Raw genomic sequence first — 24,075 nt, 5'->3', positions numbered from 1 at the left:
TCCCGATGCCTTCGATGAAAACCGCGCTGGCCGCGGTCGCCTTGCTTGCCGCAGCGCTCACAGCGCATGCCCAGTCCGCCTTCTTCCCCCAGGAATCCGAGACGGCCGCCGCCGAGGCCGCGACCGCCCGCGACTACCTGGCCGCCAAGGACCGCTGGCACAACGAGCTCGCGGCCTTCGCGCGCGCCGACCAGGAACGCTTTCCAGCGCCCGGCGGCGTGGTGTTCGTCGGCAGCTCCACGGTGCGCATGTGGACCCGCCTGCAGCAAGATTTCGCACGCGTGCCCGGCGGCGTGATCAATCGCGGCTTCGGCGGCTCGACGCTGCAAGACTGCAGCCTCTTCGCGCGCGACCTCGTGGTGCGCTACAAGCCCCGGCAAGTAATGGTCTATGCCGGCGACAACGACCTGGCCGAGGGCCGCACGCCGCTGCAGGTGCTCGACAGCTTCGCGCGCTTTGCCAACACGGTGCGCGCCGAGTTGCCGGATGCGCGCATCAGCTTCATCTCGGTCAAGCCCAGCCCTTCGCGCGAGCAGCTGATGCCGCAGATCCGCGAGACCAACCACGTGATCTCGGCCTACCTGAACCTGCTACCCAACAGCGAGTTCATCGACATCTACACGCCGATGCTCGGCGCGGACGGCCGCCCGCGCATGGAGCTGTTCCGCGGCGACCGGCTGCACATGACGGACGAGGGCTATCGCCTGTGGCACTCGGTGATCGCGCCGCACCTGCCCGTTCCGCCAGCAGCGCCGACGGCCAGCCTGCCCTGAACCTCGGTGCTCAAGCCGGCGCGGGCTCCGACGGCACGTCGTCCGCCGGCGGCGGCACGTCCGCCCCACGCGTGAATCGCGCCACGAAATACATCCCCGAGAACACCGCCAGCAAAAGCAGGCCGTCGCCCCACCATGGCCGCGCCGTCTGGCTGTCGCCGTAAAAGGCCAGCACCAGCAGCACCGCCACCAGGTGCGCGCAGAACACCGGCAGCGAGGCCGAGCCCATCGCCTCCAGCCAGTGCAGCCGCGGAATCCGACGCATCAGCCAAGGGCCGAAGCGCACCGCCAAAATGCCCAGCGCCACCAGGTTCACCAACCGCAGCGGCCCGAGCTGCCACTTGTCGAACAGCAGATTCAGCTCGACATCGCCGCCGAACGGCGCCTGCCCGTTGATGCCGGTGTGGCGCCAGTAGACACCGTACAGCGCGATGCCCGCCGCCAACACCAGCAGCCACACCGGAAAGCGCAGCGGCCGGGCTTCCGGCCCATTGCGGGTGGCGCCGATGCACAGCCCCGCGAACCACAGGAACTGCCAGGCGTAGGTGTTGAACGCGCCCATCTCGTGGAATGGCACTGGCACGCCCAGGTAGCGTTCAGCCAGCCCGTAGACCCATTCGCTGAGCCCGAACTGCGCAGCCGCCCACACGGTCGCGCTCGCCACCATCACCCAGGTCCAGCCGTGGCGCATGGCGAAGGCCAGCACCCAGGGGCTCAGGAGCATGAAAAAGATGTACATCGGCAGGATGTCGAGCAGCGCCGGCTCGTAGATGAGCAGCAGCCCGAACAGAAAGCCCTCGCGCGGCTCCGCCAGGTAGTACGACACCAGGTTCTTCACGGCCGGCTGGTCGATGTGCAGCCCCAGCGCCGCGATCACCGTGAACAGGAACAGCAAAATCGCCGCCTGGCACAGGTAGACCTTCAGCACGCGCCGCCAGAAGGCCTGGCGCATCGAATCGACCCCGCGCAGGTAGCCGATGCGGCTGTACACCAGTCCGGCCACGAAGGCCGACAGCAGCACGAAGCCCTCGGCGGCAGAAACGAAACCAAAGGGCTGGCCCAGCGGATCGGTCAGCCGGGTGGGAAGGTGGGTGACGGTCATCAGCACGAGCATCAGCCCGCGCAAGGCGTCTATTTCCCAGTAGCGTTTCATCGGTCGGCGGCGAGGTCTTGGTGGCGGTCTGCGCGGCGCACGCACGACAGCGGCTGATTGTAAGAAGGCCGGTGTAAAGACGTTTTTGGGGCGCGTGCGAATGACACCGTCGGCGTGGGCGCGCCCCGAACAGCGCCGACGGCCTATGACCGTTGGCACTGCCGAAGCGTCGCGCAAATCGGCTACGCTGCGCGCTGCCTCAAGGTGGAGATACAAAAAAGTGAACCGTTTCCTTCCAACATTGCTCCTGGCCGGTGGCGCCCTCATGGCCGGCCCGGGCTTTGCCCTCCAGATCACCAGCCTCACGCCCCAGGGCGAGGTCGCGCGCGTACGGCAGGTCGTCGCCAAGTTCGACCAGGCCGCCGTCAACTTCGGCGACCCCAAGGCCCCAGCCCCGCTCACGGTGAGCTGCACCGACGCGCAAGCCGCCAAGGGCACAGGCCGCTGGACCGACGCCAAGGCCTGGGTCTACGACTTCGAGAACGACCTGCCGCCCGGCGTGCGCTGCACGGTCACCCGCATCCCCACCTTCAAGCCCGCCAGCGGCGAGCTGACCGGCCCCGAGCGCTACCAGTTCAACACCGGCGGCCCCTTCGTGCGCAACTACATGCCGGGCAGCTACGCCCGCATCGACGAACAGCAGATGTTCGTGCTCGAGCTCAACGGCGCGGCCACGCTCGACAGCGTGCGCCAGAACATCTGGTGCGCGGCCGACGGCGTGGGCGAGCGCATTCCCGTCAAGCTGCTCGACGGCGAGCAGCGCACCGGCCTGCTCAAGGCCTTCGGCCGCGACAAGGCCGCCGAGAAAGACCCGCTGCGCTTCGTCACGATGCAGTGCAACCGCACGCTGACGCCCGGCGCCAAGGTGCAGATCGTCTACGGCAAGGGCGTGGCCACGCCCTCGGGCGTGCCCAACAACGTGGAGCGCCGCCTCGACTTCCAGGTGCGCGAGCCCTTCGCTGTGTCGTTCACCTGCGAGCGCGAGAACGCGCAGGCTGCCTGCCTGCCGCTGCGCCCGATGCAGCTGACGTTCAATGCACCGGTCACGCGCAAGCTGGCCGCGCAGATCCAGCTCAAGGGCGACAAGACCATCAAGGCCAAGCTCGAGAACGAGGGCGGCACGCAGAGCGACGATGACGTGGTCAATGGCGTGAGCTTCGAGCCGCCGCTGGCCGAGAGCGCGCAATACAGCATCGAGCTGCCCTCGAAGTTCGAGGACGCCTCGGGCCGCCCGCTGGCCTCGCCCGGCACCTTCCCGCTGAAGGTGGCGACCGGCATGATGCCGCCGCTCGCCAAGTTCGCCGCCTCGCCCTTCGGCGTGGTCGAGCGACTGGCCGAGCCCGACACCCCGGCCATGATGCCGGTCACCGTGCGCCGCGTGGAGCCAAAGCTGTTGGTGAACGCCCTCACGCCCGGCAAGGTGAGCGACATGAACCCGAAGACCGACGCGGAAATCATCGCGTGGTTCCGCAAGGTGCGCCGCTACGACAGCTTCACCATCTCGCGCGAACAGGCCCGCAAGGACGTGAAGGGCCCGCTGCCTCCGGTCATCGACAAGGACGACCGCACCAGCCTGCAAACGCGCATGCTGTCGCTGCTGGCGGGCCAGTCGGGCGTGAAGGCGCTCGACATGCCCAAGTCGGACGCGGGCGATCCGCGCCCCTTCGAAGTCATCGGCATTCCGCTGACTCCCGGCTTCCACGTGCTTGAAATCGCCTCGCAGAAACTCGGCGAAGCGCTGCTCGACGAGCGCTACAACGCCGGCCGCACGATGTACGTGCGCACCACCGCGCTGGCCACCAACCTCGCGGTGCACTTCAAGCTGGGCCGCGAGAACTCGATGGCCTGGGTGACCACGCTCGACAAGGGCAAGGTCGTGGCCGGCGCCGAAGTGCGCGTGTCCGGCTGCGACGGCAAGGCCGTGGCCAGCGGCACCACCGACGCCAACGGCATCGTCATGCTCAATGGCGTGTCGCCGCAGCCGCCGTCGTGCAACGGCCCGAACGAATACGAGCAAGGCGCCTGGTTCGTCAGCGCCCGCGCCAAGGACGACAAGGGCGTGGAAGACCTCGCCTTCACCTGGAGCGATTGGCAGCGCGGCATCGAGCCCTGGCGCTTCAACGTGCCGACCAACATGCAGGCCGAACCCGACCGCATCGCCCACACCATCTTCGACCGCACGCTGCTGCGCGCCGGCGAAACGGTGTCGATGAAGAGCCTGATCCGCACGCAGACCAACAAGGGCTTCGGCCTGCCGGAGAACCGGCCCGACACCCTCGTCATCACCCACACGGGCAGCGGCCAGCGCTTCACCCAGCCGCTGAACTGGCGCAAGACGGCCACCGGCGGCCTGAGCGCGGAGAACACATTCCCCATTCCGCCCGCGGCCAAGCTCGGCGTGTATGAGGTGATGCTGCGCACCGGCAAGGGCAAGGACGCCAACGGAGAAGGCGAGTCCGACGGCGACGAAGACTACGCCCGCAGCTTCAGCACCGGCATGTTCCGCGTCGAGGAATTCCGCCTGCCCGTGCTCGAAGGCCGCATCTCGCCCACCGAGAAGAAGCCGCTGGTGGCCGCAACGAGCGTGCCCACCGACGTGCAGATCAACTACGTGGCCGGTGGCGGCGCAGCCAACCTGCCGGTGCGCGTGTCGGCCATGGTGCGCGGCAAGGCCCTGAGCTTCTCCGACTACGACGCCTTCAGCTTCAACCCGCCGCGCGCCACGCAGGGCGACGGCACCGAGGCCGCCACACCGGCCGCGGACACGAACGCCGGAGAGGAAGACCTCAACAGCGTGAACGACACCCGCGTGATCGCGGACAAGCTGCCGCTCACGCTGAACAAGGACGGCGGCGGCAAGGTCACGATCGACAAGGTGCCCAAGGTCAAGGCCGCGCGCGAGCTGCTGCTCGAAGCCACCTACGCCGACCCGAACGGCGAGGTGCAGACCATCCGCAGCACGCAGACGCTGTGGCCTGCATCCGTCATCGCCGGCATCAAGACCGAAGGCTGGGTTTCCACCGCCCAGAAGCTGAAGTTCCAGGCGCTCGCGCTCGACCTCACGGGCAAGCCCCAGGCCGGCGTAACGCTCAACGTGCGCGCCGTGGCGCGCATCACCACCACCAGCCGCAAGCGCATGGTGGGTGGCTTCTACACCTACGACAACAAGACCGAGACAAAAGACATCGGCACCGTCTGCAGCGGCAAGAGCGACGCGCGCGGCCTGCTGTTGTGCGAATCGGAGCTGAAGGAAGCCGGCGAGGTCGAACTCATCGCCAGCGCCACCGACAGCGAAGGCCGCGACGCCAAGGCCGTGAGCTCGGTCTATGTGACGAAGCAGGGCGAGCTCTGGTTCGGCGGCGAAGACAACGACCGCATCGACGTGCTGCCCGAGAAGAAGAGCTACCAGCCCGGCGAAGTCGCCAAGTTCCAGGTGCGCAGCCCATTCCGCTTTGCCACCGCACTGGTCGCGGTGGAACGCGAAGGCATCATCGAGACGCATGTGGTGCAGCTCGACGGCAAGGACCCGACCGTCACCCTGCAGGTCAAGCCCGAGTGGGGCCCCAACGCCTACGTGAGCGTGCTCGCCCTGCGCGGCCGCCTGCGCGAAGTGCCGTGGTACAGCTTCTTCACCTGGGGCTTCAAGTCGCCGCGCGAGTGGTGGACGGCCTTCTGGTACGAAGGCAAGGAATACGTGGCGCCGACCGCCATGGTCGACCTGAGCAAGCCCGCCTACCGCCTCGGCATGGCCGAGATTCGCGTCGGCACGCGCGCCCACCAGCTCGACGTGACCGTCACCAGCGACAAGCCCAGCTACCCGATCCGCAGCAAGGCGCAGGTCACCATCAGCGCCAAGCTGCCCGACGGCAAGCCGGCCGCAGGCGCCGAAGTAGCGCTGGCCGCGGTCGACCAGGCCCTGCTGGAGCTGATGCCCAACGACAGCTGGAACCTGCTGAACGCCATGCTGCAGCGGCGCAGCTGGGGCGTGAGCACCTCCACCGCGCAGATGGAAATCGTCGGCCGGCGCCACTACGGGCGCAAGGCCGTGCCCGCGGGCGGCGGCGGCGGCAAGGGCCAGACGCGCGAGTTGCTCGACACCCTGCTGGTGTGGAACCCGAAGGTGGTGCTCGATGCCAACGGCCAGGCCGTGGTGACGGTGCCACTGAACGACGCGCTCACCACCTTCAAGATCGTGGCCGTGGCCGATTCGGGCACCAACCTGTTCGGCACCGGCCAGGCCAGCATCCAGGCCACGCAAGACCTGCAGATCATCAGCGGCCTGCCGCCGCTGGTGCGCGAGGACGACCAGTTCCGCGCGCAGATCACGCTGCGCAACACCACGCAGAAGCCGATGAAGGTCGAGGCCACGCCGCGCGCCACCCTGCTCACGCTGGAGCCGCAGACCGTGGAAATCCCGGCCGGCGAGGCACGCGAAGTTGCATGGACCGTGACCGCCCCCGCGCAGCTCGCGCAGACGCGCGCCGAAGCCATCCTGTGGGAAATCGAAGCCAAGGACACCATCGGCGGCGCGCGCGACGCGCTCAAGGTGCGCCAGCGCATCGTGCCTTCGGTGCCGCTCACAGTGCAGCAGGCCACGCTGGTGCAGGTCGATGGGCCGTTCACGCTCGACGTGGCACCGCCCGCCGACGCCCTCCCCGGCCGCGGCGGCCTCAAGCTGTCTCTGCAGCCCAAGCTGGCCGAAGGCCTGCCAGGCGTGCGGGACTGGTTCGCGAACTACCCCTTCATCTGCCTCGAACAGAAGACCAGCAAGTCGGTCGGCCTGCGCGACGCGAAGATGTGGCAGGGCGTGCTGGCCCAGCTGCCGACCTACCTCGACAGCGACGGCCTGGCCAACTACTTCCCGCCGCGCGACGGCGAGGCCAATCGCGGCAGCGACATCCTCACCTCGTACCTGCTCGCGGCAACCAACGAGGCCGCCCAGCTCAACCCCGCCTTCGCGCTCGCCGACGACGTGCGCGCGCCGATGGAATCGGGCCTGATCGCCTTCGTCGAAGGCCGCATCACGCGCGAGTTCTGGAGCCCGCGCAAGGACCTCGACGTGCGCAAGCTCGCCGCGCTCGAAGCGCTCTCGCGCTACGGCAAGGCCAAGGGCAGCATGCTCGGCAGCATCACCATCGCGCCGAACCAGTGGCCCACCAGCGCGGTGATCGACTGGCTCAACATCCTCAAGCGCGTGAACGACGTGCCGCAGCGCCAGCAGCGCCTGGACGAAGCCAACAACGTGCTGAAGGCGCGCCTCTCATACCAGGGCACCAAGCTGATCTTCAGCACCGAGCAGGACGACTACTGGTGGTGGCTGATGACGAACGGCGACGTCAACACCGCCCGCCTGCTGCTCAGCGTGATGGACGACCCGAGCTGGAAGGACGACATCGGCAAGCTCGCCAACGGCTTCATCGGCCGCCAGCAGAACGGCGCATGGCACACCACCACCGCCAACCTGTGGGGCGGACTGGCGCTGGAGAAATTCAGCAAGGTGTTCGAAAGCACACCGGTGGCCGGCGTCACGGCTGCCACGCTCGGCGCAGTGAAGGCTCAGGTCAACTGGAGCCAGGTCGAACGCGTGAAGACCAGCGACCCGGCCGGCGCACCGAACCAGACCACCTTCTTCGGCGCGCCCGCATCGCCGGGCAACCTGAAGAACAACACGATGTTCCTGCCGTGGGCTGCATCGCCGTCGGGTGCCCCTGTGCGCGACACGCTGCTGGTAACGCAGCAAGGCACCGGCAAGCCGTGGCTCACGCTGCAGTCGATTGCCGCCGTGCAGCTGAAGGCGCCGTTCGCGGCCGGCTACGCCATCAAGAAGACCATCACGCCGGTCGAGCAGGCCACCGCCGGCAAGTACACGCGCGGCGACGTGCTGCGCGTGACTCTGGAGGTGAACGCCAGCGCCGACATGACCTGGGTCGTCATCAGCGACCCGATTCCCGGTGGCGCCACCATCCTCGGCGGCGGCCTCGGCCGCGACTCGCAGATCGCCACCCAGGGCGAGAAGAAGTCGGGCGCCGGCTGGGCGGCCTTCGAGGAACGCAGCTTCGAGGCCTTCCGCAGCTACTACGAGTACCTGCCCAAGGGCGTGGTGAAGATGGAATACACCGTGCGCCTGAACAACGTCGGCGACTTCGCGTTGCCGCCAAGCCGCGTCGAGGCGATGTACGCGCCGGAGATGTTCGGCGAGGCGCCGAATGCGCGGGTGAAGGTGGAGGCGGCGAAGTAACAATTTAGCGGTCATCGCTTCTTCACCGGCGGTCGTCACCATCGCGGCGAACCAACAACCTGGAGGAAAAGATCATGGGTCTGGCTGTCTGCGTCGGCATGCTCGCCAAATTGCTCGAGGACGATCCCGAAAGCGCCGAGGGCTTCGAGGAGGAACTGGCCGAAGTCAACCGCGTGCTGGCCGCCGCTGGGCTTCCCCAGCACACGGAGCCGCGCGAGCCGATGGAGCTCGACTCGCGCGCGTCGATCGACGGTTTTCCGTACTCCTTCATCCACTACCTGCGCCGCGCCTACGCCCATCGCCTGCTTGCACCCGACTGGGTGGCCACGCCGCTGCCGGACGACATCGACCCCACGGCGGACCCGAAGATCCAGGCTCTGCTCGACGGCTCGGCAAGCCATTTGCTGTGCCACTCGGATGCGGAAGGCTTCTACGTTCCCATCGATTTCAAGGACGTGCTGTTCGATGGGGATAGCTGCGAGGAGGATGACGAGGACGATGAAGACGAGGAGGAAGATGAAGAAGGGGAAGTCGGCCTCCCCGGCGGCATGCTCGGCTCGTCCTACCGCCTGCTCGAAGAACTCGTGTTCGTGGCCCCGGCTCTGGGCATCCACCTCGACAACGGCAAGCTCTCGGACGAGGAAGCGGAACGCATCGACGCGCTGATCGAGGAAGACGGCGGCCTGTACCGGGAATACGTGTCGTGGCTGCTGCTGTATGAATCTGCTCGGCTGAGCATTGCGCACAAGACGGCGATTGTTTTTTGCTGAGGCCGTCACCTACGGCAAGTCGGACCACGAGGAAGAGGCCTACCACCTCGTGCGCGCGCATGCGTTCGCTGAACCCCGGCTGACCGCGACACAGGCAGTGTTGAACGCCCGCTGACGCACCCATCGGCCTAAACTGCCTTCCCACCCACCCCTTCCTCAGGAGACAACTATGACCACGCTGGAAATCGCGAACAAGCTCGTCGCGCTATGCAGAGAAGGAAAGTTCCAGGACGCGAAATCGCTCTACGCCGATGACGCGGTGAGCGTCGAGGCAGGCGCCCCGCCCGGCCAGCAACGCGAGGCCGTCGGCCTGGCGGCCATCGAGGCCAAGGGCAAGTGGTGGAGCGACAACCACGAAGTGCATTCGTTCAAGATCACCGGCCCCTGGCCGCATGACGACCGCTTCATCGTCGGCTTCGATTTCGACGTGACCATGAAGCCCACAGGCCAGCGCTTCAAGATGGAAGAAGCGGGCCTCTACACCGTGAAGGACGGGGCCATCGTGCGCGAAGAGTTCTTCTATTCGATGGGTGGCTGAGGCGCCCCGGGGGCACGAACACCGGCAAAATGCCCGCAGGTGCCCTCATGAACACACGATTTGTAGAAGCCTTTCTCTGGGCCGCGCGGCTCGGCAGCTTCCGCGCGGCGAGCGACCGGCTCCACATCACGCAGGCGGCGGTGTCCAACCGCGTCGCCTCCCTCGAAGAAGACATCGGCGCGCGCCTGTTCGAGCGCGACGCGCGCGAACTGCGGCTCACGCCGGTGGGTGTGCGGCTGATGGACTACGGCGAGCGGCTGCTCGAGTTGCGCCGCGAGATCGTCTCGCTCGGCCGTCCGCGCGGCGACATCCTTGGCCTGGTGCGCATCGGCGCCATCGAGACCGTCGTCCACACCTGGCTGCTGGGCTTTCTCACCAACCTGCGCTCCACCTACCCGGGCATCGAGGTGCAGCTGACCTCCGAGACCACGCTGGCGCTGCACCGCGGCCTGCGCGAGGGCGCGCTCGACATCGCGCTGCAGACCGACCACATCGCCGGCGCGGGCATCGTGAGCACGCCCTGCCTGCCGATGCCCATGGGCTGGGTCGGGCCGCCGGGCGCCGAGCCCACGCAGACCGTCGAGCAGCTGCTGCGCCAGCCCGTGCTCACGATGAGCCCCGGCTCGCAGCCGCACGAGGCGCTGAAGAACCTGTTCCGCGCGGCAGGCATTCCGCTGGGCAAGGTGCACTGCGTGAGCTCGATCTCGGCGCTGGCGCGGCTGGTGAAGGCGGGCTTCGGCAACGCGCTGGTGCCGCTGCCGCCCTGTTATGAATACGTGGCCATCGGCGACGTGCGGATCATCGAGTGCGATGCGCTCATCTCGCCTCAGCGCATCGTGGTGAGCCATCTCGAAGCCGCAGACTCCGACGCCATCCGGCTCGTGGCCGAGCTGGCTTGCCGGGCTTCCGACCAGTTCACCACGTCGGCGATCGCACCAACCTGGAGCGCATCGGCAGAGGGTTAACCCTCAAAACAGCGCATTTCAGCCCCGAAAAGGGGCCAGTAATTCTTGTGGCTGTAGCCCAGAAAAACTCGTTTGTGACAGTTCGACCCCGCGACGGAAGATCGCGCCTTCATTTTTCGAAGGCCCGCCTCCTCTTCCGCCGCCATGAACACACCTGACTCTTCTTCCTCTGCAGCAACAGCAGCGAACCCGAACGGCCTGCTGTTCGTCGCGTCCGATGTCGAGCCGGCCGACGACGCCGACTTCAACCGCTGGTACGACCAGGAGCACGTGGAAGAGCGCGTGCGCATCCCCGGCTTTCTCTCGGGCGCGCGCTACTTCTCGCTCGAAGGCGGCCGCAAGTACCTCGGGCTGTACCGCACCGAATCGCTGGCGGTGTTCGACTCGCCAGGCTACCGCGCCGCTTTCGAGAAGCAGACGCCGTGGTCCATCGCCAACCTCGACCGCATGCGCCAGCCGGTTCGCCGCGTTTGCGCCGTGCGCGCCGTCACGGGCTTCGGCAGCGGCAGCCACGTGGTCGTGCTGCCCCTGCCTGTAGCCGCCGATGCTGAAGAAGCACAGGTGGCGAGCGCCGCCCGCATCGGCCTTCAGCTGAAGAAAGAGCAGGCAGGCTTCGTGCAGTCGTACCTGCTCGTACCCGACACCGCGCTGAGCACGCCGCTGCCGCGCGAATCCACCGAAGGCCGCGTGCTGCAGCCGATGCTGGTGATCGAAACCAGCAGCGCTGACGCCGCGCGCACCACGCGTGCCACAGCCGCCGCAGCCTTCGATGCCGACCCCGCCACCGGCTGGCTGCTCGCACTCGGCTGGAAGCTGAGCGCGGCCGAGCTGGGCTGACCCGATTTCCATCTCTTCCCTGAACAAAGGTATTCCAATGACCGAACATGTTCTCCCCGCTGCGGCTACCGCAGCCACGCCGCCCGCGCCGGGGTCCGCCAAGATGGGCCGCCTGGCCATGGCCAGCTCCATCGGCACCACGCTGGAGTGGTACGACTTCACCGTCTACAACATCATGGCCGCGCTGGTCTTCAACGCGGTGTTCTTCCCGTCGTTCGACCCGCTCACCGGCACCATCCTCGCGTTCTCGACCTACGCGGTGGGCTACATCTCGCGGCCGCTGGGTGGCGTGGTGTTCGGCCACCTCGGCGACCGGCTGGGCCGGCGCTTCGTGCTGGTGGCCACGCTGGTCATCATGGGTGTGTCCACGGGCCTGATGGGCCTGCTGCCCACCTACGCAACGTGGGGCATCTGGGCACCGGTGGCGCTGGTGGCGCTGCGCTTCGTACAGGGCGTGGCGCTCGGCGGCGAATGGGCTGGCGCTGTGCTGCTGTCGATGGAGCACGGCAAGCCCGACGAGCGCGGCCGCAACGCCTCGTTCACGCAGGTCGGCCCGTCGTGCGGCACGCTGATCGGCACCGGCTTCATCGCCATCGTGTCGGCCTGGCTGAGCCCGGAAGAATTCCAGGCCTGGGGCTGGCGCCTGCCGCTGATCTCCAGCGTCGCGCTGGTGCTGTTCGGCCTGTGGCTGCGCCGCGGCGTGGACGAGACTCCCGTGTTCCGCGAGATGGAAGAAAAGAAGGCCACCGCCAAGACCCCCATCAAGGAAGTGTTCACGCAGCACTGGCGCAGCCTGCTGGTGGCCGGCGGCTCGCGCATCGGCTCCGACGTGCTCTATGCGCTGGTGGTGGTGTTCACGCTGACCTACGTGACGACGGTGCTGCACCTGTCGCGGCCGCTGGCGCTCACCGCCACGATGATCGGCGCGGCCTGCAACGCGATTGCCGTGCCGTGGTTCGGCAGCCTGTCTGACCGCATCGGCCGCCGGCCGGTCTACATTGCCGGCGCGCTGCTGGGCATGGTGTGGGCCTTCGTGTTCTTCGTGCTGATGGACAGCGCGCAACCGGTCGCCATCTGCGCGGCGGTGGTGGTGGGCCTTTTGATCCACGCAATGATGTACGGCCCGCAGGCCGCCTTCGTGACCGAGCAGTTCCCCGGCCGTGTTCGCTATGCGGGCGCCTCGCTGGCCTACACGCTGGCTGGCATCGTGGGCGGTGGCTTTGCGCCGCTGATCATCGCGAGCCTGTTCAAGTCCTGGGGCAGCACGGTGGCCGTGTCGCTGTACGTGGTGGGCGCGCTGGGCCTGACGCTGATCGCCCTCGTGGTGGCCCGCGAAACCGCCAAGCGCCCGCTGGAGAACTGATGACGACGAACATGCATCATTCCCTGCGCTTCGCCTGCGAGAGCATTTCCGAAGACGGCACGCGCTCCACCGCCCTGCACAGCATCGCGCCCCGCGCGCTGGTGGTGGCAGGCTGGACCGGCCGCGACATCGCTGCCATCGAGCACCACATCGAAGAACTGGCGGAGCTCGGCGTGCCGCGCCCTTCGAGCGTGCCGCTGTACTACCGCGTGGCGGCCCAGCTGCTGACGCAATCGCCGGCCATCGAGGCGCTGGGCGACCAGAGCTCCGGCGAGGCCGAGCCCGTGTTCTTCTTCTCGCAGGGCGAGTGGTGGCTGAGCGTGGCCTCGGACCACACCGACCGGCATGTAGAGAGCTACTCGGTTGCCGTGTCGAAGCAGATGTGCGCAAAGCCCGTGGCCGAGACCGCATGGCGCTGGCGCGACGTGCAGGCGCATCAGGACACGCTCGAACTGCGCTCGCGCATCTTCGAGGACGGCCGCTGGACGGACTACCAGCGCGGCACGCTCGCATCGATCCGGCCGCTGGCTGCGCTGCGCGACGGCATGCCCGGCGCCGGCAGCGCGCCCGAAGGCCTGTTCATGACCTGCGGCACGCTGGGCGCGTTGCCCAACGCGAAGGGCGAAGGCATCCGCCCCGCCGGGCAGATGGAAATCGAACTGCACGACCCGAAGCTGCAGCGCCGCATCGTGCATCGCTATGCGGTGGAAGCACTGCCGGTGGTGGCGTGATGGCCAGCGGCTTCACCATTGCAGCCCTGCGCGAACGCATCGCGCGCGGCGAGCTTTCGCACGAGGCGCTGATCGAGCAGGTGCTCGAAGCGGCCACGCAACCCGCTGCCGAGCACGTCTTCACGCGGCTCTACGCCGATGCGGCTCGTGCTGCAGCGCGCCATGCCGATGCCGCGCGAAAGGCCGGCATCGAACTCGGTCCGCTCGCCGGCCTGCCCGTGTCGGTCAAGGATCTGTACGACGTGGCCGGCGAAACCACCATGGCCGGTTCCGCCGTCTGCGCGGGCGAACCGCCGGCTGCACGTGATGCGGTCGCGGTGACACGGCTGCGCACACAAGGTGCGGCCATCGTCGGCAAGACCAACATGACGGAGTTCGCGTTCTCCGGCGTAGGCATCAATCCGCACTACGGCACGCCACGCAACCCCGCCGATGCGACCACGGCGCGCATTCCGGGCGGTTCGTCGTCAGGCGCCGCGGTGTCTGTGGCACTCGGCCTCGCCGTCGCCGGCCTGGGTTCGGACACGGGCGGCTCCATCCGCATTCCCGCCGCGCTGTGCGGGCTCGTGGGCTTCAAGAGCACGCAGTCGCGCGTGCCGCGCACGGGCGCCTTCGAACTGGCGCGCTCGCTCGACACGGTCTGTGCCATGGCCCGCAGCGTGGAAGACTGCCTGATCGCCGATGCGGCCATTGCCGATGCACCGCTCACGGTGCGCCGCCGCCCGCTGCAGGGCATGCGCCTTGCCGTGCCGCGCACGCTGATGTTCGACGACATCGAGCCCGCCGTGGCGCACGCCTTCGACCGCGCGCTGCAAGCCCTCTCGGCCGCTGGCGCGCAGATCGTCGACATCACGCTGGCCGAGCTCGCCGAGATCGCAATCGTCAACGCGCCCGGCGGCTTCTCGCCGGTCGAGGCCTCGGCGGTGCATCGCGAGCGCTTCGCCGCAAAGCGCAGCGGCTTCGACTCGCGCGTGGCCGCCCGCATCGCGCTGGGCACCGAAGTGCGCGCCGCCGACTACATCGCCATGCAGGACCGCCGGCGTGACTGGATCGGCCGCGTCGAACGCGCCATCGAAGGCTTCGACGCCCTCGTGTGCCCGACCGTGCCGATCGTCGCGCCGCCCATTGCGGCGCTGGCGGAAGACGCGGCCTTCTTCAGGGCCAACGGCCTGCTGCTGCGCAACACCTTCGCGATCAACCTGCTCGACGGCTGCGCCTTCAGCCTGCCGTGCCATGCGCCGGGTGAACTGCCGGTGGGGTTGATGCTGGCCTCAGTGCGCGGCGACGACGCGCGGCTCGCGGCCGTGGCGCTGGCTGTGGAGGCTGCGCTGTAGAAGCCTGAAGCGAAAGTCAGGCGCTGATGAATCTCGGGTCGAGTTGCGCCACGGCGAACTTCCGCACGTGATCGACGAAGGCGCTCACCAGCAATGACGAGCTCCGCCGCACCGGCGTGAGCACGGAAAAATCCGTCACCATCACCGGCTCGAAGGGCAGGAAGCTCAGGCCCTGGCCGGCGTGCTCCAGCGCGGTGATCGGGTCCACCAGCGACACGCCGAGGCCGGCGGCCACCATGGCGCAAACGCCGGCCGACACCTGCGTCTCGACCTGCAGCTTGCGCTCGATGCCGTAGGACGCGAAGAGCGCGTCGACGTGCAGCCGCGATTCGATCACATGCGGATGCGAGACGAAGTGCTCGCCGGCCAGGTCCGGAGGGCGAATCACCTTTTTCTTCGCGAGCCGGTGATCGCTGCGCATCACGCAGACCATCCGGGTCGCGATCAGTTGCTCGCCGTGCGTGCTCGAGTGGCTTACCGGCAGGATGACGAATCCGACGTCGCAGCGCTCGCCCACCACCAAGTCCACCACCGTGCGCGACGAATGGTTGACGAGCGACACCCGGATGTCGTTGTGCTCGGCCAGGAAGCCCGCAATTGCGCGCGGCAGGAAAGACAGCGCCAGTGCCGGCGCAGCGGCAATGCGCAGCGCGCCGCGTTGCAGCGACCGGATCTCCTCGGCGGTTCGCGCAATGCGCTCCATGCCGAGCAGCGAGCGCTCGACTTCTTCATTCAGCGCCTCGGCCTCCGCGGTGGGTTGCAGGCGCCCCCGCACGCGCAGGAAGAGAGGGAAGCCCACGCTTTCCTCCAGGTCGGCCACCAGCCGCGTGACGGCGGGCTGCGACACGTGCAGCGACTCGGCCGCGCGTGTCACCGTTTGCCACAGCATCACGGCGCGAAAGGCCTCCAATTGACGAATCTTCATGTCGGGCACTCCATACGTGAATGTTATGGCCTTCCGAAAAAAAACGATTGTTCAGCGGTCGAGTGCGTCGCTAACCTGCGTTCTTCGAGTGAAACGAACTGCGAAACCCATTCTGGTGCGCCATAAGAGAAGCGCATCACGATAGGGAAAACCCGGACTTTTTGGTGCGCAACAAAGGAAATCCCATGATGCTTCGTCCCGTTTCCGCGGCCGTGAATGCGGCGCTGTCCACCGTGCTGGCCCTCTGCGCCCTGACCGCAGCAACCACCGCGTCAGCCCAGCAGCCGACCACGCTCTACGTCGGCTCCTACGGTGGTTCGACCGAGAAGGCTTTCAAGGAGAAGCTGATCCCCGCGTTCGAGGCCAAGCACAACGCCAAGATCGTCTACGTGTCGGGCAACTCGACCGACACGCTGGCCAAGCTGCAGGCGCAAAAGGGCAAGCAGGAACTCAACGTCGTGCTGCTCGACGACGGCCCGATGTACCAGGCCGTGCAGTTCGGCTTCTGCGACAAGCTGGGTAACCAGCCGGTGCTGAAAGACCTGTACCCCGTCGCACGCATGACCGACAGCGCGGTAGGCGTCGGCATCGTCGCCGCCGGCATCGCCTACAACACCGAAGCCTTCAAGAAGGCGAACCTGCCCCCGCCGGATTCGTGGGAGGTGCTCACCGACAAGCGCTTCAAGCAGAAGGTCGCGATCCCGCCGATCAGCAACACCTACGGGCTTCAGACGCTGCTGACCTTCGCCAAGCTGCGCAAGGGCGGCGACAAGAACATCGACCCGGGCTTCACGGCAATGGCGCGCGAAGTCGGGCCGAACGTGCTGGCGTGGGAACCGTCGCCGGGCAAGATGACGGAGCTGTTCCAGAACAACGACATCATGCTGGCCGTGTGGGGCAGCGGCCGCGTGCAGGCGCTGAAGGACACGGGCTTCCCGGTGCAGTTCGTGATTCCGAAGGAAGGCGCGCCGGCCCTGTTGATAGCCGCCTGCCCCGTGGCGCAGAACACCGCCCCGGCGCTCTCGCAGGCCTTCGTCAACTACCTGCTCACGCCTGAAGTACAGGCCATCCTCGCCGACACGCAGGGCTGGGGCCCGGCCAACGCCACCACCAAGCTGGCACCGGCAGTGGCGGCCAAGGTGCCGTACGGCAAGGAGCAGATGGACAAACTGCTGCCCACCGACTGGACGCTGGTCAACGAGAAGCGCGCCGAGTGGACCAACCGCTGGAACCGCACCGTCGAACGCTGAGCACGCATGACCTTCCTTCAACTCGATCAACTCGGCAAGACCTTCGGCGACTTCCGCGCCGTGGAGAGCCTGAGCCTGGACGTCGAGCGCGGCGAGTTCATCTCGCTGCTCGGCCCCTCGGGCTGCGGCAAGACCACCACCCTGCAGATGGTGGCGGGCTTCGTCGAGCCGACGCGCGGGCGCATCCGCCTGAACGGCGCCGACATCACGGCCATGCGGCCGGAGAAGCGCGGCATGGGCGTGGTGTTCCAGAGCTACGCGCTGTTTCCGCACATGACCGTGGCCGACAACATCGGCTTCGGCCTCGAGATGCGCGGCATGCGGGGCGCCGGGAAGCTCAAGCGCATCGACGAGACGCTCGAGCTCGTGCGGCTGCCGGGCCTGGGCAAGCGCTACCCGAAGGAACTCTCGGGCGGCCAGCGGCAACGCGTTGCCATCGCCCGTGCGCTGGCGGTGCGCCCCGAGGTGCTGCTGCTCGACGAACCGATGTCGAACCTCGACGCGAAGCTGCGCGAGGACATGCACGTCGAGCTGCGCGGCATCCAGCGGCACCTTGGCATCACCACGATCCTCGTCACGCACGACCAGGTCGAGGCCATGACCATGAGCGACCGCATCGCGGTCATGCACGGCGGGCGCATCGTGCAGCTCGCCACGCCGTACGAGGCGTACGAACGGCCTGAATCCGCGTTCGCCTCGTCTTTCCTCGGCAAGACGAACGTGCTGAAGGGCATCGTTGAAGCCCGCAACATGCGCTGCTGCGAAGTGCGTGTCGGCGATTCGCTGCTGCACGTGCCGCACCAGGAAAAGCCGCTCGCGCGCGAGGTCAACGTCTACGTGCGGCCCGAGAAGGTAAAGCTTGCGCCGGCCTCAGCCGCGAACGGCATTCCGGCCACCATCCGCACGCGGCTCTTCCTGGGCAACCACTGGCTGGTCGAGGTCGACAGCGCGCTCGGGCCGATGCGCGTGAGCCATCCCAACATCGGCGCGGTGCCGCCGGCCGAAGGCGAAGCCGTCGCACTGCACTGGCTGGACGACGACCTGCGCCTGCTCGACACGGAGGCCGCGCATGGCTGAGGCCACCTTCGGGCCGCGCGCGGGTTCTGCGCCCTGGTTCCTCAGCGCGCCTGCGCTGCTGCTGTTTCTCGGGCTGCTGGTGATTCCGCTCGCGCTCACCGCGGTGTTGTCTTTCCACTCGTTCGACGGCACGCGCGGCGTGCTGCCGGACTTCACCGCGCGCAACTACCTCGAGGTTTTCTCGGACCCGTACTACTACGAGATCTTCCTGCGCACGGCCGGCCTGGCGCTGGCGGTCACGCTGCTGTCGGTGCTGTTCGGCGTGCCGGAAACCATCATCCTGTCGCGCATGAAGGCGCCGTGGCGGGGCATCTTCCTGATCGTCATTCTTGGCCCGCTGCTGGTCTCGGTCGTGGTCCGCACGCTGGGCTGGGCCATCCTCATGGGCAACAACGGGCTCATCAATGCGGGCTTGAAGGCGCTCGGCCTCACAGACGAACCGGTGCGCCTGCTGTTCACGATGACCGGGGTGGTCATCGCGCTCACGCACGTGCTGATGCCGTTCATGGTGATCTCGGTGTGGGCCTCGCTGCAGAAGCTCGATCCGCAGGTCGAGAACGCGGGGCTCTCCTTCGGCGCGGCGCCTTTCACGGTGTTTCGCCGGGTCATCCTTCCGCAGATCCTGCCGGGCATTCTGTCGGGCGGGATCATCGTGTTCGCGCTGGCGGCCTCGGCCTTCGCCACGCCGGCCATTCTTGGCGGGCGCCGGCTCAAGGTGGTGGCGACGGCCGCGTACGACGAGTTCCTCAGCACGCTGAACTGGCCGCTGGGCGCGTCGATCGCGATCCTGCTCCTCATCGCCAACGTCATCGTCATCGCGGGCTTCAACCGCTGGCTCGAGCGGCGCTACGCGCAGGTCTTCGAAGGCTGAGAAAAAGAGGCACGACATGCGCAAGAACGGACTGCTCTCCCTCGTCTACCACGCGATCTTCATCGCCTTCATCCTGGCGCCGCTGGTGGTGGTGGTGCTGGTGTCGTTCACCGGCAAGGGCTACATCTCGCTGCCGACCGACGGCTTCTCGCTGCGCTGGTTCCGCGCCATCGGTGGCGCCACCGAACTGGTCAATGCGTTCTGGCTCTCGCTCTGGCTCGGCCTCGCGAGCGCGACTGTCGCCGTGGTGCTGGCGGTGCCGGCCGCGCTTGCGCTGGTGCGCTACCGCTTTCCGGGGCGCGGCGTGCTGGCGGCCTTTTTCATGTCGCCGCTGATGATTCCGCACGTGGTGCTGGGTGTGGCGTTCCTGCGCTTCTTCACCACGGTGGGCGTGTCGGGGTCGTTCGCATGGCTCGCGCTGACGCACGTGGTGGTGGTGATGCCCTACGCGCTGCGGCTGGTGCTGGCCTCGGCCACGGGCCTGGACCGCGATGCCGAGAAGGCCGCGCTCTCGCTCGGCGCGAACCGCATGACCGCGTTTCGCCGCATCGTGCTGCCGCTGATCCTGCCGGGCGTGGTCGGCGGCTGGATGCTCGCCTTCATCCAGAGCTTCGACGAGCTCACCATGACCGTGTTCGTTGCCACGCCGGGCACCACGACGCTGCCGGTCGCCATGTACAACCAGATCGCGCAAACCATCGATCCGCTGGTGGCGTCGGTGTCGACCGTGCTCATCGCCGGCACGGTGGTGCTGATGGTGCTGCTCGACCGCCTCGTCGGCCTCGACCGCGTGCTGATCGGCAAGGGCTGAACGCGCCCTGCCCGTCTCTGCCCATCTGCTCGCGTCCGGGCATTTCTTTTTCTGCATCCCATGAACACAAGTGATTTGATCGTCGTCGGCGGCGGCCTGGTCGGCACCGCGCTGGCCTACGGCGCGGCGCGCAACGGCATTCGCGTGACCGTCCTCGACGAGGGCGACGATGCGTTTCGTGCGTCGCGCGGCAACTTCGGGCTCGTATGGGTCCAGGGCAAGGGCTTCGGCATGACGCCGTATGCGCGCTGGACGATGAAATCGGCCGCGCAATGGCCACAGCTCGCCGAGGCACTGAACGCCGACACCGGCATCGACGTGCAACTGCGCCAGCCCGGCGGCTTTCATTTCTGCTTTTCCGACGACGAGCTGCAGGCACGCGAAGCGCGCATGCGCAGCATCAGCGACGCGCTCGACGGCAACTACGCCTTCGAGATGCTGGACCATGCATCGCTCAAGGCACGGCTGCCCGGCGTCGGGCCCGCGGTCGCGGGCGCGAGCTACACGCGGATGGATGGCCACGCCAATCCGCTGAAGCTGCTGCGTGCGCTGCACGCGGCCTGCCGCCATCACGGCGTGCACTTCGCGCAGGGCAGCCGGGTAACGCGGATCACGCCGCAGGCCGGCGGCTTCGAGATCGAGGCCGGCGCGGCCACATGGCACGCGCCGCGCGTGGTGCTCGCAGCCGGCCTCGGCAGCCGCGAGCTGGCACCGCAGGTCGGCCTGCACGCGCCGGTGCAGCCCAACCGGGGCCAGGTGCTGGTCGGCGAGCGCGTCGCCCGCTTTCTCGACCATCCGACCACCTACGTGCGCCAGACGGACGAAGGCACGATCCAGCTCGGCGATTCGCTCGAGGACGTCGGCCTCGACGACGGCACGACCGCCGACGTGCTCAGCACCATCGCGCGTCGCGGCGTGCGCAGCTTTCCGGTGCTGGAGAGCCTGCGGCTGGTGCGCGCCTGGGGCGCGCTGCGGGTGATGACGCCCGACGGCTTTCCCATCTACCAGGCATCGACGCAGTGCCCCGGCGCCTTCGTCGTGACCTGCCACAGCGGCGTGACGCTGGCCGCCAACCATGCGTTTTCCATCGCGCCGTGGATCGCCGGCAGCGCCGGAGACGGTGCGCCGGCCGGCATCGAGTCCTTCAGCGGCGACCGCTTCCTCAACGGTAACGAGACCTTCCAACATGCCCACTAACGTCCGCTTTCGCTCCCTGGTTCCGGTCGACTCTTCGCCGCGCGGCGAGCCGATGCTCACCCTGTTTTTCGACGGCCGCGCCTTGCAAGCGCCGGCCGGCTGCAGCGTGGCAGCGGCTCTGCTTGCCAACGGTGTCTCGACCTTCCGCACCACGCCCGTGAGCGGGGCACCGCGCGCGCCCTACTGCATGATGGGTGCGTGCTTCGATTGCCTGGTCGAGATCGACGGCCAGCCCAACCGCCAGAGCTGCCTCGTCGCAGTGGCCGAGGGCATGCAGGTGAAGACGCAGGCCGGCCTGCGTTCCTTCGACGGCGCCGATGCCGTGATTGCCGAAGAGGCCGCGCATGTCGAATGAGCGTTGCGACATCGCCATCGTTGGCGCCGGACCGGCCGGCATGTCGGCCGCCATCGCTGCCGCGCGGCTCGGCGCCAGCGTCGTGGTGCTCGACGAGCAGCGCGGTGCGGGCGGGCAGATCTATCGCGCCATCACCGATGCACCGGCGCGCCGGGTCGACCTGCTCGGGCCGGACTATGCCGCCGGCCGCTCGCTCGCCGAGGCCTTCGCCGCAAGCGGCGCCCGTCACCTCACCAATGCCGCCGTCTGGCAGGTCACGCCCGAAGGCGCTGTTCACTACCTGCGCAACGGCGCGACGGCGACGCTGCAGGCCGGACGCGTCGTGCTTTGCTCGGGCGCGATGGAGCGTCCGTTCCCGATCCCGGGCTGGACGCTGCCGGGCGTGCTCACCGCCGGCGCTGCGCAGATCCTGCTGAAGAGCGCCGACGTGGTGCCGGTCGAGCCCGTCGTGCTCGCGGGCTGCGGACCGCTGCTCTACCTGCTCGGCTGGCAGTACGTACGCGCCGGCGTGCCCATTCGCGCGCTGGTCGACACGACGTCGATGGAAGACTACCGCCGCGCGCTCTCGCACCTCGGCGGCGCGCTGGCCGGCTGGCGCTACCTGAAGAAGGGCCTGTCGCTCATGCGCGTGCTGAAGCACGCCGGTGTGCCCTTCCATACCGGTGCCGAGAACCTCGCGGCCGAAGGCGATGACGGCGTGGAGGCGCTGCGCTTCACGGCCGGCGGCAAGGCGCATCGCATCGAAACATCGACCCTGCTGCTGCATCACGGCGTGGTGCCGAACACGCAGTTCACCTGGTCGCTGCGGGCCGCGCACAAGTGGGACGATGCGCAACTGTGCTGGCGACCCGAGGCCGACACCTGGGGTGCCCTCGACGTGCCCGGCATCCACGTCGCCGGCGACGGCCTCGGCATCGGCGGCGCGCTGGCGGCGGCGCAGCAGGGCGAGCTTGCGGCGCTCGGTGCGATGCATGGGCTTGGCCGGATCACGACCGCCGAGCGCGACAGGCTCGCCGCGCCGCTTCGCGCATCGTTGCGCGAGCACCTGCGCATCCGCCCCTTCCTCGATGCGCTGTACCGGCCCAAGAAGGCCAACCGCATTCCGGCCGACGACGTGATCGTGTGCCGCTGCGAAGAAGTGGCCGCTGGCGACATCCGCCATTTCGTGGCGCTCGGCTGCGATGGGCCGAATCAGGCAAAGGCCTTCGGGCGCTGCGGCATGGGGCCGTGCCAGGGGCGCCAGTGCGGCCTGACCGTGACCGAGCTGATCGCGGACGCGCGCGGCGTGACGCCGGCCGAAGTGGGCTACTACCGCATCCGACCGCCGATCAAGCCGATCTCGCTCGGCGAGCTCGCGGGCGCGGAATGAAGCGATCGGCAGATGTGATCGTCGTTGGCGGCGGCCTGCACGGCCTGTCGAGCGCGCTGCATCTTGCGCGGCGCGGGCTGGCGGTCATCGTGCTCGAGGCCGAGTTCTGCGGCCGCCATGCTTCCGGCGTGAACGCGGGCGGCGTGCGAACGCTCGGGCGCCACGTCGCCGAAATTCCACTCGCGCTGGCGTCGCGGGCAATGTGGCACCGGCTGGCCGAGCTCGTCGGCGATGACGCGGGTTTCGCGCCCAGCGGCCAGCTGAAGGTTGCCGAGACCGACGACGAACTGCAGACGCTGCGCGACACCGTTGCGCATCTGCATTCGCTCGGTTTTGACCATGAAGAACTCGTCGACGCCCGACAGGTGCGCGAGCTCGTGCCCGCCATTGCGCCGCACGTCGTCGGCGGTATCTGGGTGCGCGACGACGGCCATGCCTTGCCGTACCGTGCCGTCACCGCGTTCCGGCTGGCATCTCAACGCGCCAGCGCAGAAGTGCACGAGGAGACGCGCGTCGAACGCATCGACCATCGCGCCGGCCGCTGGCATGTGGCAACCACGCGCGGCAACTTCGATGCAACCCATCTGGTCAACGCCGCGGGTGCCTGGGCCGGCACGCTGGCAGCGCAGGCCGGCGACGTGGTTCCGGTCGAAGGGGGCGGGCTGATGCTCATGATCACGCATCGCGCACCGCCCTTCGTCACGCCGGTGCTCGGCGCGACGGGCCGGCCACTGTCCTTCAAGCAGTTCGCGAACGGCACCGTGCTGATCGGCGGCGGGCTGCGCTGCACCGCGGACCTCGACGCGCGGCATGGCATCGTCGACATGCCGAAGCTCGCCCGCAGCGCACGAACGGTGACCGACTTGTTCCCGCATCTGAAGCCGCTGGGCGTCAACCGCGCCTGGGCCGGCGTCGAGGCGTTCATGCCCGACGGCATTCCGGTAATCGGCCCGAGCCGCGCGGCGCCGAACCTCGTGCATGCCTTCGGCTTTTCTGCGCACGGCTTCGAGCTCGGGCCGATCGGCGGGCAAATCGTTGCCGAGTTCGTGACCGAAGGCCGCAGCACGCTGCCGATCGAAGCCTTTGCCGTCGACCGCTTCGCGCGTCGAACGGCCGAAACTTTTCAACCACTCCAGCAAGGAAACCCATCATGAGCGACATCCAGCGCTACGACTCCAACGCACGCCTTTCCCGCATCGTCGTGCATAACTCGGTGGTGTATCTCGCGGGCGTTACCGCGAACGACCGCAGCGGCGATGCCCAGGCGCAGGCCGCGGACATCCTCGCCAAGATCGACGGCTACCTCGCGAGCGTCGGCACGAACAAGTCGCGCCTGTTGTCGGTGCAGATCTGGCTGCAGGACATCGACCGCGACTTCGTCGGCCTGAACGCCGCCTGGGCAGAGTGGATTCCCGCCGATGCCATGCCCACCCGCGCCACCTGCGAAGCCAGGCTGGCAGCGCCCGATCTGCGCGTCGAGATCATCGTGACGGCGGCGCTGTAGGGTGTCGGTGTCGG

General features: G+C 68.0%; 21 protein-coding genes. 19 read left to right on the top strand and 2 right to left on the bottom strand.

The annotated features are described in order from the left end of the window. Positions 1-14: 14 nt before the first annotated feature. The gene (locus ACSFBF_RS21055; protein WP_435471241.1) at positions 15-773 is read left to right on the top strand and encodes an SGNH/GDSL hydrolase family protein; all 759 of its coding nucleotides are present in this window, start codon (positions 15-17) and stop codon (positions 771-773) included. A 10-nt stretch (positions 774-783) separates the two neighbouring features. On the opposite strand, the gene opgC is transcribed toward ACSFBF_RS21055, so the two are convergent. Beyond that, positions 784-1,926, bottom strand: coding sequence for an OpgC domain-containing protein (gene opgC / locus ACSFBF_RS21050; RefSeq protein WP_435470349.1), 1,143 nt, complete (start codon positions 1,924-1,926; stop codon positions 784-786). 265 nt (positions 1,927-2,191) lie between these two features. On the opposite strand from opgC, the gene ACSFBF_RS21045 reads away from it, so the two are divergent. The 9 genes from ACSFBF_RS21045 to ACSFBF_RS21005 all read left to right on the top strand — a co-directional run bounded on the left by ACSFBF_RS21045 (position 2,192) and on the right by ACSFBF_RS21005 (position 14,702). Next, the gene (locus tag ACSFBF_RS21045; RefSeq protein WP_435471239.1) at positions 2,192-8,164 is read left to right on the top strand and encodes an alpha-2-macroglobulin family protein; all 5,973 of its coding nucleotides are present in this window, start codon (positions 2,192-2,194) and stop codon (positions 8,162-8,164) included. A gap of 74 nt (positions 8,165-8,238) precedes the next feature. Further along, complete coding sequence (locus tag ACSFBF_RS21040) at positions 8,239-8,934, top strand: hypothetical protein (protein WP_435470347.1); 696 nt, start codon at positions 8,239-8,241, stop codon at positions 8,932-8,934. After that, the gene (locus ACSFBF_RS21035) at positions 8,921-9,049 is read left to right on the top strand and encodes a hypothetical protein (RefSeq protein WP_435470345.1); all 129 of its coding nucleotides are present in this window, start codon (positions 8,921-8,923) and stop codon (positions 9,047-9,049) included. Before ACSFBF_RS21040 ends, ACSFBF_RS21035 begins: the two co-directional genes overlap by 14 nt. A gap of 54 nt (positions 9,050-9,103) precedes the next feature. Next, a complete protein-coding gene (locus ACSFBF_RS21030; protein WP_435470343.1) occupies positions 9,104-9,472 on the top strand; it encodes a SnoaL-like domain-containing protein in 369 nt (122 codons plus the stop codon). A 47-nt stretch (positions 9,473-9,519) separates the two neighbouring features. Next, entirely contained in the window at positions 9,520-10,437 is a 918-nt protein-coding gene (locus ACSFBF_RS21025) for a LysR family transcriptional regulator (protein WP_435470341.1), read from the top strand. A gap of 144 nt (positions 10,438-10,581) precedes the next feature. Beyond that, positions 10,582-11,274, top strand: coding sequence for a hypothetical protein (locus ACSFBF_RS21020; RefSeq protein WP_435470339.1), 693 nt, complete (start codon positions 10,582-10,584; stop codon positions 11,272-11,274). Between the two features lie 37 nt (positions 11,275-11,311). Further along, positions 11,312-12,637 carry an MFS transporter gene (locus ACSFBF_RS21015; RefSeq protein ID WP_435470337.1) on the top strand — a complete coding sequence of 442 codons (1,326 nt, stop codon included), beginning with the start codon at positions 11,312-11,314 and terminating at the stop codon, positions 12,635-12,637. After that, entirely contained in the window at positions 12,637-13,368 is a 732-nt protein-coding gene (locus ACSFBF_RS21010; RefSeq protein WP_435470335.1) for a DUF2848 domain-containing protein, read from the top strand. The genes ACSFBF_RS21015 and ACSFBF_RS21010 overlap by 1 nt, the downstream gene beginning before the upstream one ends. Further along, the gene (locus ACSFBF_RS21005) at positions 13,368-14,702 is read left to right on the top strand and encodes an amidase (RefSeq protein WP_435470333.1); all 1,335 of its coding nucleotides are present in this window, start codon (positions 13,368-13,370) and stop codon (positions 14,700-14,702) included. The genes ACSFBF_RS21010 and ACSFBF_RS21005 overlap by 1 nt, the downstream gene beginning before the upstream one ends. Positions 14,703-14,718: 16 nt before the next feature. On the opposite strand, the gene ACSFBF_RS21000 is transcribed toward ACSFBF_RS21005, so the two are convergent. After that, on the bottom strand, positions 14,719-15,627 hold the full coding sequence (locus ACSFBF_RS21000; protein ID WP_435470331.1) for a LysR substrate-binding domain-containing protein: 909 nt from the start codon (positions 15,625-15,627) through the stop codon (positions 14,719-14,721). A 185-nt stretch (positions 15,628-15,812) separates the two neighbouring features. Here ACSFBF_RS21000 and ACSFBF_RS20995 point away from each other — a divergent pair, with 185 nt between their 5' ends. The 9 genes from ACSFBF_RS20995 to ACSFBF_RS20955 are packed head-to-tail and all read left to right on the top strand — an operon-like array spanning position 15,813 to position 24,061. Further along, entirely contained in the window at positions 15,813-16,877 is a 1,065-nt protein-coding gene (locus ACSFBF_RS20995; RefSeq protein ID WP_435470329.1) for an ABC transporter substrate-binding protein, read from the top strand. A gap of 6 nt (positions 16,878-16,883) precedes the next feature. Then, the gene (locus ACSFBF_RS20990) at positions 16,884-17,954 is read left to right on the top strand and encodes an ABC transporter ATP-binding protein (RefSeq protein ID WP_435470327.1); all 1,071 of its coding nucleotides are present in this window, start codon (positions 16,884-16,886) and stop codon (positions 17,952-17,954) included. Continuing rightward, a complete protein-coding gene (locus ACSFBF_RS20985; RefSeq protein WP_435470325.1) occupies positions 17,947-18,825 on the top strand; it encodes an ABC transporter permease in 879 nt (292 codons plus the stop codon). Before ACSFBF_RS20990 ends, ACSFBF_RS20985 begins: the two co-directional genes overlap by 8 nt. A 16-nt stretch (positions 18,826-18,841) precedes the next feature. Further along, positions 18,842-19,636 (top strand): ABC transporter permease, encoded by a 795-nt coding sequence (locus ACSFBF_RS20980; protein WP_435470324.1) that lies wholly within the window; start codon positions 18,842-18,844, stop codon positions 19,634-19,636. Positions 19,637-19,696: 60 nt separating this feature from the next. Beyond that, positions 19,697-20,833 (top strand): NAD(P)/FAD-dependent oxidoreductase, encoded by a 1,137-nt coding sequence (locus tag ACSFBF_RS20975; protein WP_435470322.1) that lies wholly within the window; start codon positions 19,697-19,699, stop codon positions 20,831-20,833. Beyond that, the gene (locus tag ACSFBF_RS20970; RefSeq protein WP_435470320.1) at positions 20,823-21,188 is read left to right on the top strand and encodes a (2Fe-2S)-binding protein; all 366 of its coding nucleotides are present in this window, start codon (positions 20,823-20,825) and stop codon (positions 21,186-21,188) included. The genes ACSFBF_RS20975 and ACSFBF_RS20970 overlap by 11 nt, the downstream gene beginning before the upstream one ends. Next, a complete protein-coding gene (locus tag ACSFBF_RS20965; RefSeq protein ID WP_435470318.1) occupies positions 21,178-22,557 on the top strand; it encodes an FAD-dependent oxidoreductase in 1,380 nt (459 codons plus the stop codon). The genes ACSFBF_RS20970 and ACSFBF_RS20965 overlap by 11 nt, the downstream gene beginning before the upstream one ends. After that, positions 22,554-23,711: an NAD(P)/FAD-dependent oxidoreductase gene (locus ACSFBF_RS20960; RefSeq protein ID WP_435470316.1), complete on the top strand. Its 1,158-nt coding sequence runs from the start codon at positions 22,554-22,556 to the stop codon at positions 23,709-23,711. The genes ACSFBF_RS20965 and ACSFBF_RS20960 overlap by 4 nt, the downstream gene beginning before the upstream one ends. After that, the gene (locus ACSFBF_RS20955) at positions 23,708-24,061 is read left to right on the top strand and encodes a RidA family protein (RefSeq protein WP_435470314.1); all 354 of its coding nucleotides are present in this window, start codon (positions 23,708-23,710) and stop codon (positions 24,059-24,061) included. The genes ACSFBF_RS20960 and ACSFBF_RS20955 overlap by 4 nt, the downstream gene beginning before the upstream one ends. The last annotated feature ends 14 nt before the right edge of the window (positions 24,062-24,075 follow it).

Origin of the sequence: Variovorax nivicola (assembly GCF_051216475.1) — a bacterium.
In the GTDB taxonomy this organism is placed as follows: Bacteria; Pseudomonadota; Gammaproteobacteria; order Burkholderiales; family Burkholderiaceae_C; genus Variovorax.
Note: the sequence above shows the minus strand (reverse complement) of the source record. Positions and strands in the feature narration are given on the sequence as shown.

Excerpts from the sequence above, each read along its gene's own strand:
- ACSFBF_RS21055 (WP_435471241.1), top strand. The coding sequence starts at position 15 with ATGAAAACCGCGCTGGCCGCGGTCGCCTTGCTTGCCGCAGCGCTCACA.
- opgC (WP_435470349.1), bottom strand. The coding sequence starts at position 1,926 with ATGAAACGCTACTGGGAAATAGACGCCTTGCGCGGGCTGATGCTCGTG.
- ACSFBF_RS21045 (WP_435471239.1), top strand. The coding sequence starts at position 2,192 with ATGGCCGGCCCGGGCTTTGCCCTCCAGATCACCAGCCTCACGCCCCAG.
- ACSFBF_RS21040 (WP_435470347.1), top strand. The coding sequence starts at position 8,239 with ATGGGTCTGGCTGTCTGCGTCGGCATGCTCGCCAAATTGCTCGAGGAC.
- ACSFBF_RS21030 (WP_435470343.1), top strand. The coding sequence starts at position 9,104 with ATGACCACGCTGGAAATCGCGAACAAGCTCGTCGCGCTATGCAGAGAA.
- ACSFBF_RS21025 (WP_435470341.1), top strand. The coding sequence starts at position 9,520 with ATGAACACACGATTTGTAGAAGCCTTTCTCTGGGCCGCGCGGCTCGGC.
- ACSFBF_RS21020 (WP_435470339.1), top strand. The coding sequence starts at position 10,582 with ATGAACACACCTGACTCTTCTTCCTCTGCAGCAACAGCAGCGAACCCG.
- ACSFBF_RS21015 (WP_435470337.1), top strand. The coding sequence starts at position 11,312 with ATGACCGAACATGTTCTCCCCGCTGCGGCTACCGCAGCCACGCCGCCC.
- ACSFBF_RS21010 (WP_435470335.1), top strand. The coding sequence starts at position 12,637 with ATGACGACGAACATGCATCATTCCCTGCGCTTCGCCTGCGAGAGCATT.
- ACSFBF_RS21005 (WP_435470333.1), top strand. The coding sequence starts at position 13,368 with ATGGCCAGCGGCTTCACCATTGCAGCCCTGCGCGAACGCATCGCGCGC.
- ACSFBF_RS21000 (WP_435470331.1), bottom strand. The coding sequence starts at position 15,627 with ATGAAGATTCGTCAATTGGAGGCCTTTCGCGCCGTGATGCTGTGGCAA.
- ACSFBF_RS20995 (WP_435470329.1), top strand. The coding sequence starts at position 15,813 with ATGATGCTTCGTCCCGTTTCCGCGGCCGTGAATGCGGCGCTGTCCACC.
- ACSFBF_RS20990 (WP_435470327.1), top strand. The coding sequence starts at position 16,884 with ATGACCTTCCTTCAACTCGATCAACTCGGCAAGACCTTCGGCGACTTC.
- ACSFBF_RS20985 (WP_435470325.1), top strand. The coding sequence starts at position 17,947 with ATGGCTGAGGCCACCTTCGGGCCGCGCGCGGGTTCTGCGCCCTGGTTC.
- ACSFBF_RS20980 (WP_435470324.1), top strand. The coding sequence starts at position 18,842 with ATGCGCAAGAACGGACTGCTCTCCCTCGTCTACCACGCGATCTTCATC.
- ACSFBF_RS20975 (WP_435470322.1), top strand. The coding sequence starts at position 19,697 with ATGAACACAAGTGATTTGATCGTCGTCGGCGGCGGCCTGGTCGGCACC.
- ACSFBF_RS20970 (WP_435470320.1), top strand. The coding sequence starts at position 20,823 with ATGCCCACTAACGTCCGCTTTCGCTCCCTGGTTCCGGTCGACTCTTCG.
- ACSFBF_RS20965 (WP_435470318.1), top strand. The coding sequence starts at position 21,178 with ATGTCGAATGAGCGTTGCGACATCGCCATCGTTGGCGCCGGACCGGCC.
- ACSFBF_RS20960 (WP_435470316.1), top strand. The coding sequence starts at position 22,554 with ATGAAGCGATCGGCAGATGTGATCGTCGTTGGCGGCGGCCTGCACGGC.
- ACSFBF_RS20955 (WP_435470314.1), top strand. The coding sequence starts at position 23,708 with ATGAGCGACATCCAGCGCTACGACTCCAACGCACGCCTTTCCCGCATC.